This is a genomic window from Mesosutterella faecium (assembly GCF_022809315.2).
Classification (GTDB): Bacteria; Pseudomonadota; Gammaproteobacteria; order Burkholderiales; family Burkholderiaceae_F; genus Mesosutterella; species Mesosutterella faecium.
On record NZ_JAKZJU020000001.1, the window covers coordinates 770,915 to 786,648 of the forward strand.

The window sequence follows — 15,734 nt, forward strand, 5'->3', positions numbered from 1 at the left end:
ACTGTTCACATGCCAGTGCTGATTTCCGACTACAGTGCCCCCTCCTGGGCGAAGGGCACCCAGATTCAGACCGTGATACCGGCCAAGCTCTCACATCGGCCGAAGGTGTCCTACCGCTGCGAGCACTGCGACACCCCGGACGGGGATTTCGAGCTTTTCTTCTGGGCTCGGCCGGAGCCTGGCGACCCGCGGGCTCCGGTGCTGGTGCTTTTCCACGGGCTCGAGGGCGGGCCCGAGAGCCATTACGCGGTCGCCCTGATGCATGAGGCGGCAGGGCGAGGCTGGCGCGGCGTCGTGCCCTGCTACAGGACCTGCGGCGGAGAGATGAACCGGCTGCCGAGGGCCTACTTCGCAGGAGACACGGATGACTGCGGGTGGGTGCTGAAGACAATTCACGGGAGGTTCCCGAATGCGCCGCTTTATGTTGCGGGCATGTCGCTCGGGGCCAACTACATCGCCAAATATCTGGGCGACATGGGCTCCGAGGCCTCGTTCGTGACGGCCGCCGCTGCGGTGGGAGGGCCTTTCGACATCGTGGAGGGCTACCGGGTGATGGACCACGGCGTCATCCGGCTCTACGACGAGATGTTCCTGTCCACCCTGCAGGAAAAGGTGGAAAGGAAAATCGCCCGGTTCGGGGCCTTCATCGATGTCGGCAGATTCCGCCGGGTGCGCCACATGTACGAGTTCGACGAGGTCTACACCGCGCCGGCCCACGGCTTTCGCAGCGGACTCGATTACTGGAGGCGCTGCTCGGCCAAGCCGGTCCTGTGCGACGTGCGGGTGCCGCTGCTCGCGCTCAATCCGCTCAACGATCCCTTTCAGCCGGTCTCGGCCCTTCCGCGCGAGCAGGACGTATCCTCCTTCGTTTACCTGGAGCAGCCTGAGCAGGGCGGGCACATCGGATTTCCGACCGGAAAGTGGCCCGGGGAGATCACTTACCTGCCGCGGCGCATCCTGCGCTTTTTCGACACGGGACGCTGAGGCTCAGCTCCTGTTAAGATTGGGCCCTTAAAATTTTTCGAGGCTGCTTTGGGAGACCATCCCACTGTGGCTGGAGGCAGGCGGATATGTTTCATATTCAGCATGAAGACGGGGCGGCGGCCGGGCGCCGCAGCCTCGCGGCGGGGTTGCTTTTTCTTTGTCTTTACGTCCTGACGATTCCCCTGGGGAACTGGGTCGTGATGAACGTCGGGCTCGTCTGCCCGGCGCAGGGGCAGCCCTGCCTTGTGCCGGTCTGGCCGGGCGTGATGGCGCCTTCTGGCGTGATGGTGGCCGGCGCGGCCCTTGTGCTTCGCGACGGGGTGCACCACTACCTTGGAGTGAAGGCGGCCTTTGCGGCAATTCTGGCCGGCGCGCTGCTGTCGGGATTCCTTTCCCCGGCCTCCCTGATTTTTGCCTCGACCGCGGCTTTTCTGTTTTCAGAGACGGTGGACCTGCTTGTCTACCAGCCGCTTCGGGGAAGGTATCCGAGTTCCGCCATTCTCGCCTCCGGCCTGGCCGGCGCGATGGCCGATTCGGCGCTTTTTCTTTTCTTCGCCTTCGGCAGCCTGGAGTTTTTCTGGGGGCAGGTGATCGGCAAGCTCTGGATGTCGGTGGCAGCGGCGGCGGTGCTGTTCGCGCTGCACCAGCGGGCGGGCCGGTCTTCGGCCCACGCTGCGGCCTGAAGGCCACAGGGACACCGGCGGGGTTTTATGCGGCGCTCAGACATTGCGGTTCTCCTGATCAATACGGGCACTCCGGACAACCCCTCGGTCGGGGCGGTGCGCCGCTACCTGAAGGATTTCCTGAAGGATCCCCGGATCGTGGAGATGCCACGGGCGTTCTGGCTGCCCATCCTGTACGGCGTGGTGCTGCCTTTCAGGCCGGCGAAATCGGCCGTGCGCTATGCCAGCATCTGGACGAGCGAAGGCTCGCCGCTCGATGTTCACATGAAGGCGCTCGAGGCGGGGCTGCAGGAGCGGCTCGGGGGCCGGGAGCCCCGGCTCCTGGTGCGCCGCGCGATGTGCTACAGCGCGCCGAGGCTTGACGAGCAGATCGACCGGGCGGTGCGCGACGGCGTCGAGCAGATGCTTCTGCTGCCTCTGTTTCCCCAGTATTCCCCCCAGACCGTGGGCTCGGTGATGGACGCCGCGGCGCGCTACTGCCTCGGCCGCAGGAACCCGCCGGCCGTGAGGACCGTGAAGCGCTTTTACGACCGCCCGGGCTGGGCCCGCGCGGTTGCCGCGCAGGTCCGCGCCTTGTGGCGCGAGAAAGGGCCGCTGCCCGGGCTTTCGGGCCGGCTCCTGCTCAGCTTTCACGGCATTCCGCTCGAATGCGTGGAGGAAAAGGGCGACTCCTACCGCAGGGAGTGCGAGGAATCGGCCGCGCTCATCGTCCGCGAGCTGGGGCTTGCAGACGGGGCCTGGGAGGTGTCGTTTCAGTCGCGTTTCGGCCCCCACGAGTGGCTGCGGCCCTACACGTTCGAGAGGCTGCGGGCCCTGGGCGGCGAAGGCGTGAGCCGGGTCGACGTCGTGTGCCCGAGCTTTGCGACCGACTGCCTGGAGACCTGCGAGGAAATCAACATCGAAGGGCGGGCGGCTTTCCTGGCGGGCTGCCCGGGGGGCAGCTTCAACTACGTGCCCTGCATCAACGAGTCTGAGGAGGCCCTCTCCTTTTACGCCTCCCTCATTGCCGAGGAGCTGAAGGGCTGGATATAAGAGAGAGCCCGGGGCGCTCCTCTCTATTGGTGGTTTTACTTATGTGAAAGGCGGGTTTCGAACCCCATATAGGGTTAAAGCCTTTTTTGTGAAAAGTTTACTTTTCGGAGAACCACCTTATGACGGAATCAGCAGCTCAGCAGCAAGACAAGCCGGCCGCCGCGGCCAAGGAGCCGGCGCAAAAGAAGGAAGAGGCTCTGCCGGAAGCCCCGGAGGCCGTTCCTGCCGGCGAGGCGCCGCAGAAGCCCGCGGAGAAAAGCGCTGAGCAGCTTCTGAAGGAGCAGCTCGAGGCGGCGGAGAAAAAGATCGCGGAGAACTACGATCTCTACGTCCGGGCCATGGCAGACCTTGAAAATACCCGAAAGCGGGCGAACGCCGAGGTGCTGAAAGCTCATAAATACGGCATTGAGAAGTTCGCCGCCAACCTGCTGCCCGTCATCGATTCGTTCGAGAAGGCGATCGACCATGCCGCAGACGATCAGGGGCCCCTCAAGGAAGGGCTGCTTGCCGTCTACAGGCAGATGGTTCATGCGATGGAAATCTCGGGCATGAAGTGCTTCGACCCGAAGGGCCAGAAATTCGACCCCAACTTCCACCAGGCCGTGTCCATGGTTCCGGCCTCCGAGAGCGCAGCCCCCGGAACGGTGGCCGTCGTCTTCCAGAAGGGATGGATGATTCAGGAGCGCGTGCTGCGCCCCGCCATGGTCGCGGTGGCGCAGGGTTGAAAAAACAAAAAGGCGCCCCCATATAGGGGGTACAGGCAGGAGCGAGCTCCTGCCGCGAAAGGATTCAAAGTTCGGCATGAGGCCGCAGCGCCTCGTAGAAGAAGGATTAGAAAATGGGCAAGATCATAGGCATTGACCTTGGTACGACGAACTCTGCCGTCGCCGTGATGGAAGGCGACAAAGTTCATGTCATTGAAAACAGCGAAGGCGCCCGCACGACTCCCTCCGTCGTCGCCTACATGGACAGCGGCGAAGTGGTCTGCGGCATTCCGGCGAAGCGCCAGGCCGTGACGAACGCCAAGAACACGATTTTCGAGGTGAAGCGTCTGATCGGGCGCCGCTACGATGACCCGGCCGTGCAGAACGCTATGAGCCATCTCCCCTACAAGATCGTCAAGGCCGACAACGGCGACGCCTGGGTCGAGGTGCAGGACGGGCGCAAGCTCGCTCCGCAGCAGGTGTCTGCTGAAGTTCTGCGCAAGATGAAGAAGACGGCCGAGGACTATCTGGGCGAGCCCGTCACCGAGGCGGTCATCACGGTTCCGGCTTACTTCAATGACAGCCAGCGTCAGGCCACGAAGGACGCGGGCCGCATCGCCGGTCTGGAAGTGAAGCGCATCATCAACGAGCCGACGGCCTCCGCGCTCGCCTTTGGCATGGACAAGGGCGGCAAGGGTGACCGCAAGATCGCTGTGTACGACCTGGGCGGCGGCACGTTCGATATCTCCATCGTCGAGCTGGCTGACGTCGACGGCGACAAGCAGTTCGAGGTGCTCTCCACCAACGGCGACACGTTCCTCGGCGGCGCAGACTTCGACCGCCGCATCATGGAGTACCTGATCTCGGAGTTCAAGAAGGACACGGGCATCGACCTGTCGAAGGATCCGCTTGCCCTGCAGCGCCTGAAGGAAGCCTCCGAGTCCGCCAAGATCGAGCTTTCGAGCCGTCAGGAGACGGAAATCAACATTCCGTACATCACGGCCGACGCCACGGGTCCGAAGCACCTCACCAAGACGCTCACCCGCGCGAAGTTCGAGGAGCTTGTTGAGGATCTGGTGCAGCGCTCCATCGAGCCCTGCCGCAAGGCCCTCAAGGATGCCGGCCTGACCACCTCGGATATTTCCGACGTGATCCTGGTGGGCGGCCAGTCGCGCATGCCGCGCGTCCAGCAGGTGGTGAAGGAGTTCTTCGGTCAGGAGCCGAGGAAGGACGTGAACCCGGACGAGGCCGTCGCTATCGGTGCAGCCATTCAGGGCTCGGTGCTCTCGGGCGACCGCCGCGATGTGCTGCTTCTCGATGTCACTCCGCTTACGCTGGGCATTGAAACGCTCGGCGGCGTGATGACCCCGATGATCAAGCGCAACACCACGATCCCGGCCAAGCACCAGCAGGTGTTTTCGACCGCCGAGGACAATCAGCCCGCCGTGACCATCAAGGTCTATCAGGGCGAGCGCCAGATGGCCGAAGGCAACAAGCTGCTGGGCGAGTTCAACCTCGACGGCATTCCGCCTTCTCCTCGCGGACTGCCCCAGATTGAGGTGACCTTCGATATCGACGCGAACGGCATCCTGCACGTGAGCGCCAAGGACAAGGCCACGGGCAAGGCGAACCACATTGAGATCAAGGCAAGCTCCGGGCTCTCCGATGAAGAGATCGACCGCATGATGAAGGAAGCCGAGGCCAACAAGGCCGAGGACCAGAAGCGCTTCGATCTCGCCCAGGCGAGGAACCAGGCCGATGCCGCCGTCTCTCAGGTTCGCAAGACCCTTAAGGATCTGGGCGAAAAGGTTGACCCGGCCGACCGCGCCGCCTGCGAGTCCGAAATCAAGGCGGTTGAGGAGGCTCAGCGCGGCGAGAACAAGGAGGCGATCGACAAGGCCGTTGAAAAGCTGATGGCGGCGGCCCAGAAGATCGGCGAAAAGCTTAATGCAGCCGCGCAGCAGCAGTCGGCCGCCAAGCCTGCCCAGGAGCAGGCGAAGAAGCCGGGCGGCAAGGACGATGACGTGGTTGACGCTGACTTCAAGGAAGTCAAGCACTGACCGCAGGCGCATCTCTGAACGGAGATGAGCTGCAGGGGGTCGATTCCCTATGAACGGGGACCGACCCTTTTGCGGTTTTAAGAATTCTGTTCCGGCGCTCCCCCGAAAAGGGCGCAGGGGCTTAGTGGACTAAGAACTATGGCAGACAGGGATTATTACGAAGTGCTGGGTGTGTCGCGCGATGCTTCTGCGGAAGACATAAAGAAGGCATACCGGCGCCTTGCCATGAAATACCATCCGGACCGCAATCCCGGCGACGATACCGCCAAGGAGAAGTTCGAAGAGGTGGGCGAGGCGTACTCCGTGCTTTCCGACGCCCAGAAAAGAGCCGCCTACGACCGCTTCGGCAAGTCTGGAGTCGACAGCGGGGCGGCCGGCGGCTCCGGCATGGGCGGCATGGGCGGAATGAACGGCGCCGATATCTTCGGCAGCGTGTTCGGCGATATTTTCGGCGACATGTTCCGCAATCAGCAGGGAGGACACTCGGGGCCGCAGGCTTATTCCGGAGAGGACCTCCAGTACGAACTCACCATTACGCTCGAGGACGCGGCCAAGGGCGTCAAGCCTGAAATCCGCGTCCCGGTCTGGGAGACCTGCGAGACCTGCCACGGCACGGGCTGCCGTCCTGGGACCCACAAGGTCGCCTGCCCGCACTGCGGCGGACGCGGCACCGTGCGCATGCAGCAGGGGTTCTTTTCCGTGGAGCAGACCTGCCCGAACTGCCACGGCAGCGGACAGGTCAACCAGTCCCCTTGCCCTGACTGCAACGGCACGGGCCACCAGCGCAAGACCAAGACGCTGCAGGTCAACATTCCGGCCGGCATCGACGAGGGCCAGAGAATCCGCCTCTCCGGCATGGGCGGCCCGGGCGTCAACGGCGGCCCGGCCGGGGATCTTTATGTGGTCGTGCACATCAAGGATCACGAGCTCTTCCGCCGCGACGGCTCGAATCTGTACATTGATCAGCCGATCTCCTTCGTGACGGCGGCCCTGGGCGGAGAAATCACGGTTCCGACGCTCGACGGCGAGTCGCGCATCACCCTGCCCGAGGGCACGCAGACCGGCCAGGTCTTCAGGCTCCGCGGCAAAGGCATCAAGAGCCTGCGCTCCGGCGTAACCGGGGATCTCTTCTGTCGCGTCTATGTGGAAACGCCGGTGAACCTCACTTCCTCGCAGAAGAAGCTGCTGCGGGAATTCGGCAAGGAAATCGGCGAGAACGGGGCCAAGCATTCTCCGAAGAACCAGAATTTCCTCGACAAGGTGAAGGCTTTTTTCGCTGACTGAAGACAGCAGGCAGGCCGCCTGCTTTCAGGGACAATGGGGGCTGACGCGTTAAGCCTGAACTCCCGGGGTTTCTAGTCTTTAAGAACCCTGGGAGGAACGGGCAGACCAAGCATCGTGAACAAATCACGATGCTTTTTTGCTAACTGCTGGCTGACCCATTTGTTGTGAGTCTTCAACTTCGTGGCCTGGACGTTCCTGAGTTTGGCCAGTGCGAGGGTCAGGGAATTGCCCGGGAGCTTCAGATCAGAATTGCTTTGAGTCTGAGCCCTCGCACTGAAGGACATCCTGGTCCTGAGGGTCTGCGCGAGGATGTAAATGAACAGCCGGCCGATGTAGGTGCTGTCCGTCGAGCGGATCCTGTCGCCGTGGATTTCGTTTTTAAACTGGTCAAAGGACTGCTCGACCACATTCCTTTCCCGATAAATTTCCAAAGCGGCGAAAGGATCCGCAATCTCATTGGTGCGGATGACAAAGCAGCCGTAATAGCGCGTTTCCTTTTCGATTGCTTCGTAGTCAGGCTTCCATACCGGACGTCCTGAGTCATCCTTTGTGCAGGTCAGAAAATTTTTAACGTCCTGCCAGGCCTGGCTGTCGACAGAACGCCCTTCATTCTTCTTTTTCAAGGCTTTCTCGATGGCCTTGAGCAGGTCAAAAGATTCCTTTGCTGCCCGGATGTTGTTTCTGTAGAGATGGAGGGCAACCTTGACGTCCTGGCGGTTGGAGCGCCATTCGGCGTCAGGCGCGGTGACGGCGGCAACCTCCAGCAGGCCTGACTGGCAGGCAGGTTTTTCAAAATCCTTCCTGTGTTTGTCGAACTTTCGTTTGACCGAGTCCTCGACGACCCGCACGCCCTGGACGAACCGCAGGTTCATCTCCAGGGATTTCTGGGTGTTCATGATGCTGCTGTAGCCGCGGTCCGTGACAAGGAGCATCTTGTCCAGTTCAATGCCTTCGTCCCGCATCTGGAAAAGGATTTCACGGAAAGAGGCCGCGTCATTGATGGACCCCTCGTAAATGTGGGCGAAGACTGCCTCTCCGGTGACGTAGTCGCAGACGAAGGCGAGGTTGACCTGTCTGAGTTCCGGGTTCTGTTTGGCATGACCGTAGGCGGCGTCTCTGATCGTCTCGGAGTAGGTGGAGATGCTCGTGCTGTCCAGCGCCAGCATTTGCGGCGGGACATAGCTGCCGGGCTTGAGCGAGGCTTTGATCAGGGCGCTGCGCTGCCGGGCTTCCTCGGCAGAGCGTTTGAAGCGGAGCTTGAAATAGGCCTTGAGCTTGTCGCGGTCCACCTGTTCCAGAACTTCGGAAATTCTCTGGCTGGACAAAGGCCGGGCCCCCGGCAGATAAACCCCTGAGAGCCAGTCGCTGTAGAGCATCATGGCCTGGCCGGCGTCAAACTGGAAGATGGCCAGATCCATGAGCTTTTCAGCAAGATCCGCGCCAAACACGGACTTCAGGTCATCCCTGATGCCGTGGAGAATGCAGTATTCCCGGGCCGCCCAGGTGCAGCCCATGGAAACGGTCTCGTTCTGCTCCCAGCCTTCATCGGAAGCCGGTTCCTGCGGCTCCGCTTCTCCGACGTCCTGTGCGCTGACCAGTGAGTTTCCAGCCCAGTACCAGTCCCTGCCGGCGTATTCCGGATGAAGGGCAAGAAAGGCTTTTCCCACACGGACCTGGCGGGTCTGCGGATCCAGCCTGCCGACATGATGCCGCTCCGCAATGCGCGACTGATGCTTCTTTGGATCCCACTTGTTGCGGTAGGTGTAGACATAGGTCCTTCCCTGTTTGTCCGTGTAAGTGGAAAAGTTCATTTTGCCGGAGGCGTTTTCAGAAGAATCCATGGCGATAGCATGTTTTTATTAATTATAGACTATGTTACCATAAAATAAATATCCCGGCAAATTCAAATCATTGAATTTCCGGGACATTTGAAGTTAATTTGGCCTAAGTTTGTCCTGTGTCAACCCCTTCTGGAGCTAGGATAGCGGGAGTTTCCGGTTAAGCGGCGGCCCCCATTGTTGCTTTCGGGGCAGGCCTTTTGGGATGCCGCCCTGCGCTCCCGCCGGGCCTCTCCCTGGGGGAGGGGGTCAGCGCCCTGCGGAGCGGCCGAAGTCCACCGGATTGCCCCGGCTGTCCTGCTCGGGCCGCTTTTCAAGGTAGCAGCGGCAGAGCTGAGCGAGCGCCCAGGTTCCGAACCCGGCCGCGCCGAGCACGATTCCCGTCGAAACCGCAATGTCTCCGATGCCGGCCAGGGGGGAGACGATGCCTCCGGTGACGAACCCCGACGCTCCGAGCACGGCCGAGGCCGCCCCCGCGAGCTTTCTCTGCCGGCTCATCGCGACGGCCGAGGCTGTCGGGAAAGTGAGCCCGAGCGCCATGAGGGTCAGGAAGAAAAGGGGCTCGAGGAGCAAAAGCGGTGCCTGCAGGAAGAGGGCGGCCGCGGTGAGCAGCGAGCCGCACATGACGGCGGCCGAGCCGTGGCAGAGCGTTCTCAAGGGGCTGCCCTGGCGGCCCGCGTAGGCGGCTCCCAGGCCGATCCCAAGGGCGTTGAAGCCGAAGCACAGGCTGAAGCCCAGGCCCGAGAGCCCGTAAATTCGCTGCAGGATGAAAGGCGAGGATGCGATGTAGCCAAAGAGCAGGGCAAAGGCCATGCACTGCTGCGCCACGATGAGGCTGAAGCCTCTGTCGCGGAAGACCGTAAAAAGCGTCCCGAAGACCGCAAGAAGGCCGCGCCGGCTTCGCCTGCCCGGTTCGAGCGTTTCCGGAATGCGCAGCGACATGGCGAAAAGCGCCGCACCGATCAGGCAGAGGACAACGAAGATGCCTCTCCAGTCCGTGACCGAGGCGAGGGCCGCGCCGATGATCGGCGCCGTGACCGGCGCGATGCCGTTGACCGAGCCCATCGTGCCCATGGCGTTCACGAGGTCCCTGCCTTCAAACCGGTCGGTGGCCATCGATCTCGACAGCACGATGCCGCTCGCGCCGGCCGCGCCCTGCAGAAAGCGCCATCCGATGAAGCTGTCAATGTCCGCGGAGAAGATGGCGAGCACGGTGATCACGGTGAAGACGGCGAGGCAGGTCAGCAGCAGCGGCCTGCGCCCCCATCGGTCGGAAAGCGGCCCGATCACGAGCTGCCCGGCCGCGAGCCCCATCATGCTGGAGGTGAGCCCAAGCTGGACCTTCGCGGGGACCGTGCTGAAGTATTCGACCTGCTCGGGCAGCGACGAGAGGTAGAGATCCGTGATGTACGGTCCGAACGCGGTGAGCAGCCCCAGCGTCCAGAGCAGGTAGGTTCTCGAGGGCTTCACGGTTTTTCCCCTGAGGCTCCCGCCCCAAGCGCTTCGTTGAAGCTCACATAGGCGTAGAGGCGCTCCGAGCGTGCGTCGGCCAGGCTGGCTGCGGCGCTGTTGAAAGTCCTTTGGGCGGTCAGGACCGTGAGGAACCCCTCGCTGCCCAGTCTGTAGCGGTCAAGCGCCTGCAGCAGGGCGCGCTGCGAGGCCTCGAGCGAGGCGCGGCGTGACTCCTCGATGTCCTTCAGGTAACGGGTCGAGGACAGGGCGTCCCTTACGTCCCCGTAGGCCTGTTCGGCAGCTTGGCGGTAAGCCTCGAGGGCCGCCCGCTCCGCGGCCCTGGTCTCTTCGTAGCGCGCGGTGCGCCGCCCGAAGTCGAATATCGGCAGGTCGAGCGACACTCCCAGCGACCAGATGGAGGCACCGAAAAGGCCGCTGAGCTCGCGCGACTGCGTGCCGGCGGAGCCGGTGAGCGAGATGCTGGGGAAAAAGGCCGCGTAGGCCGCGGCGATTTCCGCATGGCTGCTGCGCAGGGCGGCCTCAGCCTGTCGCACGTCGGGCCGGTTCTGCAGCAGTTCGCTCGGCAGCCCCGGGCGCACGGCCGGGCAGGGCAGTTCGAGCGCCGCGGGCCTTCGCAGCCGCAGCTCCGGGCGGGAGGCGAGCAGGGCGAGCGCGTGCTCATGCCGTTCGGCCTCGAGCCGAAGCGTGTCCGCGTCCGCCTTCCTCGAGGCGAGCTCCGCCTCGGAGCTGCTCACGTCCACGTCGGTTGCCGTTCCGAGGCCGCGGCGGGAGCGGACGATCTCAAGGGTCTTTTGCATCGTCTCGAAGCTGTCGACCGCCAGATCGAGCTTGCGCAGCGATCCGAGCCAGCCGATGTATTCGCGGGCGATGCTCCCGGCAAGCGAGAGCCTTACGGCCCGCGCCGCCCACAGGCTCTCGTCGGCCGAGGCGAGGGCCGATTCCCTAAGATTTCTGTTTTTGCCCCAGAAGTCGAGCTCCCAGGACGCGCTTGCCGCCGCCCTGAGATAGTGGGGCCGCGACACGGCGCTGGTGGAAGTGCTGCGGGTTTTGCTGCGGCCTGAGTCGGCAGCCAGGCCGATTTCGGGATAGAGGTCGGCCCCGAGCTGTCTTGCGTAGGCCCGGGCGGCGTCGAGCCGGGCTGCAGCGGCCTTCACGTTGTGGGCGTCGCGAAGCGCCGATTCGATGAGGGAGCTGAGTTGCGGGTCACGCAGCTCGGACCACCAGTCGTCTCGCTCCGATGCGACGCTGCCCTGCAGCGCGGGAGCCTGCCAGCCGGCGGGAAGGTGCGCTTTTTCAGCGGGCAGCGTCTCGGGCAGCCCCGGTGGGACTGAACAGCCGGAAAGTCCGATCAAGCCGAGGCTCGCAGCCACAAGCAGAGCAAAGGAGCGCTTCATTTTTCCCCCTTCCCTTTCTTTTCAGCAGGCGAGCCGCTTCCGCCGGACCGGCGGCGGCCCAGCGAGGCGAACCAGGTGAAAAACACCGGAACGAACAGCGTCGCGATGAATGTGGAGAGCAGCATCCCGCCCAGTACGCCGGTTCCCATCGAACGGCGGGCGGCGGCTCCGGCTCCGCTCGCGATCGCAAGCGGCAGCACGCCCAGCATGAACGCGAGCGAGGTCATCAGGATGGGTCTGAAGCGAAGCCGCGCAGCGTCGACCGCGGCTTTCCCGGGCTCTTCGCCTTCGGCCATTTTCTGGAGGGCGAACTCCACGATCAGAATGGCGTTTTTGGTCGCCAGTCCGATCAGAACGAGCAGGCCGATCTGGAAATAAATGTCGTTGCTGAAGCCTCTTAGATCCACTGCGAGGAAGGCCCCGAGCAGCGAAAACGGCAGCGCGAGCACCACCGCGACAGGCAGAGACCAGCGCTCGAATAGGGCCGCAAGAATGAGGAATACGACGAGGATGCCGAACCCGAAGGCAGTCGAGGAGGAGCTGCCGATGCGCTTCTCCTGCCAGGCCTGGTCCACCCAGCCGATCGTATAGCCTTCCGGAAGCACCTCGTCGGCGACTTTCTCGACCAGGCTGATGGCGCTGCCGGAGCTCACCCCCTGAGCCGCGGCGCCCATGAAGCGCGCGGCCAGGTAGCCGTTGAGCCTCGTCATGCTGATGGGGCCGGAGGTCCTCTTTACCGTGACCAGAGTGGAGAGCGGGATCATCTCCCCGGAGCTGGAGCGTACCCAGGCCCGCCCGATGTCCTGCGGATTCATCCGGTAGGGGGCGTCGGCCTGGACGATGACGCGAAGCAGCTTGGAGTCCCGGGGAAAATCGTTGACGTAGGTGCTTCCAATCAGGGTGCCGAGGGTGTTGTAGACCGTGGCGATGTCGACTCCCATCGCGGCCGCTTTCTCTTCATCCACCTCGGCGGAAAGCTGCGGGGATTCGGCCTGCAGGAAGCTGCGCAGCGATGTGAGTTCGGGATGCTCCCGGAGCGCCGCAATGAAGTCGTCGGTCACTGCCTGCAGGGCTCTCGGATTGTCGCTGCCGCGGGCTAGGATGAAGCCGGTGAAGCCGTTGGTGCTGCCCAGACCCGGAATCGCCGCGGGAAGCGTTGCAGTGCCGACTCCGTCCGTGCGGGCTCCGGCGATTGACTGCATCCGGGCTCGGATGTCCGAGGAGGTGACGCTGCGCTCGTCCCAGGGCCTGAGCTTTGCCGTGAAAGAGGCGATGTCGGGCCTGAAGTCCGATGTGGTCGAGTCTCGCCCGGTTTCAGACACGACAGAGTCGATGCCCGGTAGCTTTCGGATTTGGTCGGCGATTTCCGTGGCGGCCCTGTAGGTCCTCGGGAAAGCGGTTCCGTCAGGCATGCGGAAGGTCATCCTCACGAGCCCCTGGTCTTCAGTGGGAATGAAGGAGGTCGGCGTGACCGCCATCAGTTCCCAGACAAGCGCCGAGACGGCCAGCAGCAGCACGAAGCAGAGCTTCCCGTGCGCGAGCAGCCAGCTCACGATGCGGATGAAGAAATCCGTGGAGGCGGCAAGGATCCGGTTGAAGGCGAGGAAGAAGCGCGGCTTTTTCCTCGAGGCGTCCCCGGGCTTCAGGAAGAGGGCGCACAGCGCCGGGGTAAGGGTAAGCGCATTGAAGCCCGAGATGATCACGGCCATGGCGACCGTAACGGCGAACTGCCTGTAGAGCTCGCCCGCCATGCCGCCCAGGAAGGCGACCGGGATGAAAACCGCGGAAAGGACGAGCACGATGGCGATGAGCGCGCTCGAGACCTCCTTCATGGCCAGCTGCGCGGCCTGTCGCGGCGGCAGGTGCTGCTGGGTCATCAGCCGGTCGACGTTTTCGAGCACGACGATGGCATCGTCCACCACGATGCCGATCGCGAGAGTCATGGCGAAAAGCGTGAGCGTATTGATGGAGAAGCCGCACAGCCACAGCCCAGCGGTGCAGCCAATCAGCGACACCGGCACGGAGATCATGGGGATGAGGGTCGCGCGCCAGCTCTGCAGGAACAGAAACACGACTCCCAGCACCAGCAGGAAGGCCTCTCCGATTGTGATGAGAACCTCGCGGATGGAGGCCTTCACGAAGACGGTGGTGTCGTCGGTGACGTTGTAGGCGAGCTTGCCTTTCGGAAAATGCGCGGAGAGTTCCTCGAGCCTGGCCTTTACCGCGTTGGCCGCGGCGAGGGCGTTGCCGCCCGACTGCAGGAACACGGCGATGTTGGCCGCGGGGGCGCCGTTCTGACGGCTTACGAATTCATAGTTGCGGTTGCCGACCTCCACCCGGGCGACGTCGCGCAGGTGGACCACCCCGAGGCTCGGGTCGCTTTTGATGACGATGTTCCGAAATTGATCCGGATTGACGAGCTGGCGCCGCCCTGTGACCGTGTAGAACAGCTGCTGGCCCTCCACGGTGGGGGCCGAGCCGGTGCGCCCGATGCCGTACTGCATGTTCTGGCTGGAAATGGCGTTCTGGATGTCAGAGGTCGTCACCTTCAGCTTGGCCATCCGCAGCGGGTCGACCCAGATGCGCATCGAGGATTCCACGTTGCCGAAGATGGTTACGTCGCCGATGTCCTCCACGCGCTTGAGCTCGTCGACGATATTCACGTTCGCGTAGTCGGCCATCTCGATCGGCGACATGCTGCCGTCGGGTGAGGTGAGAATGACGCGCAGGAGGTTGTCGGAGCTTCTCTTGCGGACCGTCACGCCTACGTTGCGCACGGCCTGCGGCAGCTTGCGCTCAACGGTGCGGACCCGGTTGTTGATCTCGAGGACCGCGTCGTTTGGGTCGATGCCGATGTCGAAGGTGCAGTCGATGCGGACCTCTCCGCTCGAGCGCAGCGTCGTCCTGTAGTAGAGCAGGCCCTGAATGCCGGAGAGCTGGGCCTCGATGGGCTGTGCGACCGTGCGCGACAGGGTGAGGATGTCCGCCCCGTCATAGGAAGCGCTGATCATGACCGAAGGGGGCGTGATGTTCGGGTACTGCGAAACGGGCAGCACGCGGATGGAAATCAGCCCCGCCAGGATGATCAGTATCGCCATGACGGTGGAAAAGATGGGGCGCTTGATGCAGAACTGGGAGAGCATGTCCGGAGCCTCGATTTACTGAGCCGGAGAGGAGCCTGCCGCGGCGGCCGGGGAGGCCGCCTTGACCTCGCGGCCGTCGCGAAGCCTCAGGATCTGATTGACAATCACCTGGTCGCCAGGCTTCAGGCCGGAGCGGACAATCCAGTTTGCATCGTCCCATGCGCCCACGGTTACCGCAGTCTTGTGCGCCTTGCCGTCTTTCATCGTGTAAAGCGCATAGGTGCCGTCTGACTGCTGGAGCACGGCCCCCTGAGGCACGAGGTAAACCCCTTTCTCCACTCCCGTCTGCAGCCTCACCCGGACGAACTGACCGGAAAGGAGCCCGGTCGTTTTCTGCAGCTTGGCACGCAGCTGCCTCGTCCCGAGGTCGTCGTCAACCGCCTGAGAAACATAGTCGAGCCGCGCAGGCAGCCTCGCTCCTTCCGGATTGACCACTTCCACGGCGCTGCTGCGCGAGATTCTTGCTTCGCCCAGATCGCGGTCGCTGATGGCGAAAACGACTCTCAGATCGCCTTTCTGGGTCAAAGTGGTGAGCAGGGTCGTGTGCTGCGTGACCAGCGCCCCCGCATGGACCAGCGAAAGTCCGGCCACCCCGGGGGAAGGAGCCCGGATCTGAGTGTGGGCGAGGTCCACTGCAGCGCTCTCGACCCTGGCCTGCGCGGCGGAAAGCGCTGCCTTTGCCGACTGTTCGGCGGAGAGCGCATCGTCGAGCTCCTTCCTTGAGGCGGCCTGAGCGACCTCAAGGCCCTGGGTTCTTTTGAGCTCGCGGGTGGCCTGCGCGGCCTGCGCGGCGAGCTGGTCCCTCTGCGAGCGCGCTTCTTTGAGCGCCGCCTCGCAGGCCGAGGGGTCAATGACGAACAGAAGCTGGCCGGCTTTCACCGGAGTGCCCTCGGCGTAGGCAATGCGCTTGAGGATGCCGGAGACCTGCGAGCGGATTTCCACCTGCGAGGTGCCCTCCGTCTTCCCCATGACTTCCTGCCAGTGGGGAACATCCACCGGAGCCACCGTAACGGTCGAAACTTCAACGGGTTTCACAGCGGGCTTTTTTTTCCCTGAATCGCTGCAGCCCGAGGCCAGCGCGGCCGCGATCGCGGAAATAACCAGCGGTTTGAGCCAAGAAATGTTCATGGGTCCTCTGT

At 63.3% G+C, this 15,734-nt stretch carries 11 protein-coding genes; 6 read left to right on the forward strand and 5 right to left on the reverse strand.

What is annotated here, in order from left to right; translation table 11 throughout:
- Positions 1 to 9: 9 nt before the first annotated feature.
- From MUN46_RS03630 to dnaJ, 6 genes are all read left to right on the forward strand, one after another.
- Complete coding sequence (locus MUN46_RS03630) at positions 10 to 984, forward strand: YheT family hydrolase (protein WP_243377671.1); 975 nt, start codon at positions 10 to 12, stop codon at positions 982 to 984.
- Positions 985 to 1,070: 86 nt separating this feature from the next.
- Positions 1,071 to 1,667: a VUT family protein gene (locus MUN46_RS03635; protein ID WP_243377669.1), complete on the forward strand. Its 597-nt coding sequence runs from the start codon at positions 1,071 to 1,073 to the stop codon at positions 1,665 to 1,667.
- 27 nt (positions 1,668 to 1,694) lie between these two features.
- Positions 1,695 to 2,699: a ferrochelatase gene (hemH, locus tag MUN46_RS03640; protein ID WP_243377667.1), complete on the forward strand. Its 1,005-nt coding sequence runs from the start codon at positions 1,695 to 1,697 to the stop codon at positions 2,697 to 2,699.
- Between the two features lie 119 nt (positions 2,700 to 2,818).
- Positions 2,819 to 3,424, forward strand: coding sequence for a nucleotide exchange factor GrpE (gene grpE / locus MUN46_RS03645; protein WP_243377665.1), 606 nt, complete (start codon positions 2,819 to 2,821; stop codon positions 3,422 to 3,424).
- A gap of 113 nt (positions 3,425 to 3,537) precedes the next feature.
- Entirely contained in the window at positions 3,538 to 5,463 is a 1,926-nt protein-coding gene (gene dnaK, locus MUN46_RS03650) for a molecular chaperone DnaK (protein ID WP_243377664.1), read from the forward strand.
- A 138-nt stretch (positions 5,464 to 5,601) separates the two neighbouring features.
- Positions 5,602 to 6,747 carry a molecular chaperone DnaJ gene (gene dnaJ, locus MUN46_RS03655; protein WP_243377663.1) on the forward strand — a complete coding sequence of 382 codons (1,146 nt, stop codon included), beginning with the start codon at positions 5,602 to 5,604 and terminating at the stop codon, positions 6,745 to 6,747.
- A 71-nt stretch (positions 6,748 to 6,818) separates the two neighbouring features.
- Here the strand turns inward: dnaJ and MUN46_RS03660 are convergent, their stop codons facing one another.
- The 5 genes from MUN46_RS03660 to MUN46_RS03680 form a co-directional block, all read right to left on the reverse strand.
- Positions 6,819 to 8,588 carry an IS1634 family transposase gene (locus MUN46_RS03660; RefSeq protein ID WP_285230523.1) on the reverse strand — a complete coding sequence of 590 codons (1,770 nt, stop codon included), beginning with the start codon at positions 8,586 to 8,588 and terminating at the stop codon, positions 6,819 to 6,821.
- Positions 8,589 to 8,834: 246 nt separating this feature from the next.
- Positions 8,835 to 10,055 (reverse strand): multidrug effflux MFS transporter, encoded by a 1,221-nt coding sequence (locus MUN46_RS03665; protein WP_243377448.1) that lies wholly within the window; start codon positions 10,053 to 10,055, stop codon positions 8,835 to 8,837.
- Positions 10,052 to 11,452: an efflux transporter outer membrane subunit gene (locus MUN46_RS03670; RefSeq protein WP_243377447.1), complete on the reverse strand. Its 1,401-nt coding sequence runs from the start codon at positions 11,450 to 11,452 to the stop codon at positions 10,052 to 10,054. The genes MUN46_RS03665 and MUN46_RS03670 overlap by 4 nt, the downstream gene beginning before the upstream one ends.
- Positions 11,449 to 14,595, reverse strand: a complete 3,147-nt coding sequence (locus tag MUN46_RS03675) for an efflux RND transporter permease subunit (protein WP_243377446.1) — start codon at positions 14,593 to 14,595, stop codon at positions 11,449 to 11,451. Before MUN46_RS03675 ends, MUN46_RS03670 begins: the two co-directional genes overlap by 4 nt.
- Before the next feature lie 15 nt (positions 14,596 to 14,610).
- Complete coding sequence (locus MUN46_RS03680; protein WP_243377445.1) at positions 14,611 to 15,723, reverse strand: efflux RND transporter periplasmic adaptor subunit; 1,113 nt, start codon at positions 15,721 to 15,723, stop codon at positions 14,611 to 14,613.
- Positions 15,724 to 15,734 lie beyond the last annotated feature (11 nt).

Coding starts and splice junctions, on each gene's coding strand:
- MUN46_RS03630 (WP_243377671.1), top strand. CDS start 10: ATGCCAGTGCTGATTTCCGACTACAGTGCCCCCTCCTGGGCGAAGGGC.
- MUN46_RS03635 (WP_243377669.1), top strand. CDS start 1,071: ATGTTTCATATTCAGCATGAAGACGGGGCGGCGGCCGGGCGCCGCAGC.
- hemH (WP_243377667.1), top strand. CDS start 1,695: ATGCGGCGCTCAGACATTGCGGTTCTCCTGATCAATACGGGCACTCCG.
- grpE (WP_243377665.1), top strand. CDS start 2,819: ATGACGGAATCAGCAGCTCAGCAGCAAGACAAGCCGGCCGCCGCGGCC.
- dnaK (WP_243377664.1), top strand. CDS start 3,538: ATGGGCAAGATCATAGGCATTGACCTTGGTACGACGAACTCTGCCGTC.
- dnaJ (WP_243377663.1), top strand. CDS start 5,602: ATGGCAGACAGGGATTATTACGAAGTGCTGGGTGTGTCGCGCGATGCT.
- MUN46_RS03660 (WP_285230523.1), bottom strand. CDS start 8,588: ATGGATTCTTCTGAAAACGCCTCCGGCAAAATGAACTTTTCCACTTAC.
- MUN46_RS03670 (WP_243377447.1), bottom strand. CDS start 11,452: ATGAAGCGCTCCTTTGCTCTGCTTGTGGCTGCGAGCCTCGGCTTGATC.
- MUN46_RS03675 (WP_243377446.1), bottom strand. CDS start 14,595: ATGCTCTCCCAGTTCTGCATCAAGCGCCCCATCTTTTCCACCGTCATG.
- MUN46_RS03680 (WP_243377445.1), bottom strand. CDS start 15,723: ATGAACATTTCTTGGCTCAAACCGCTGGTTATTTCCGCGATCGCGGCC.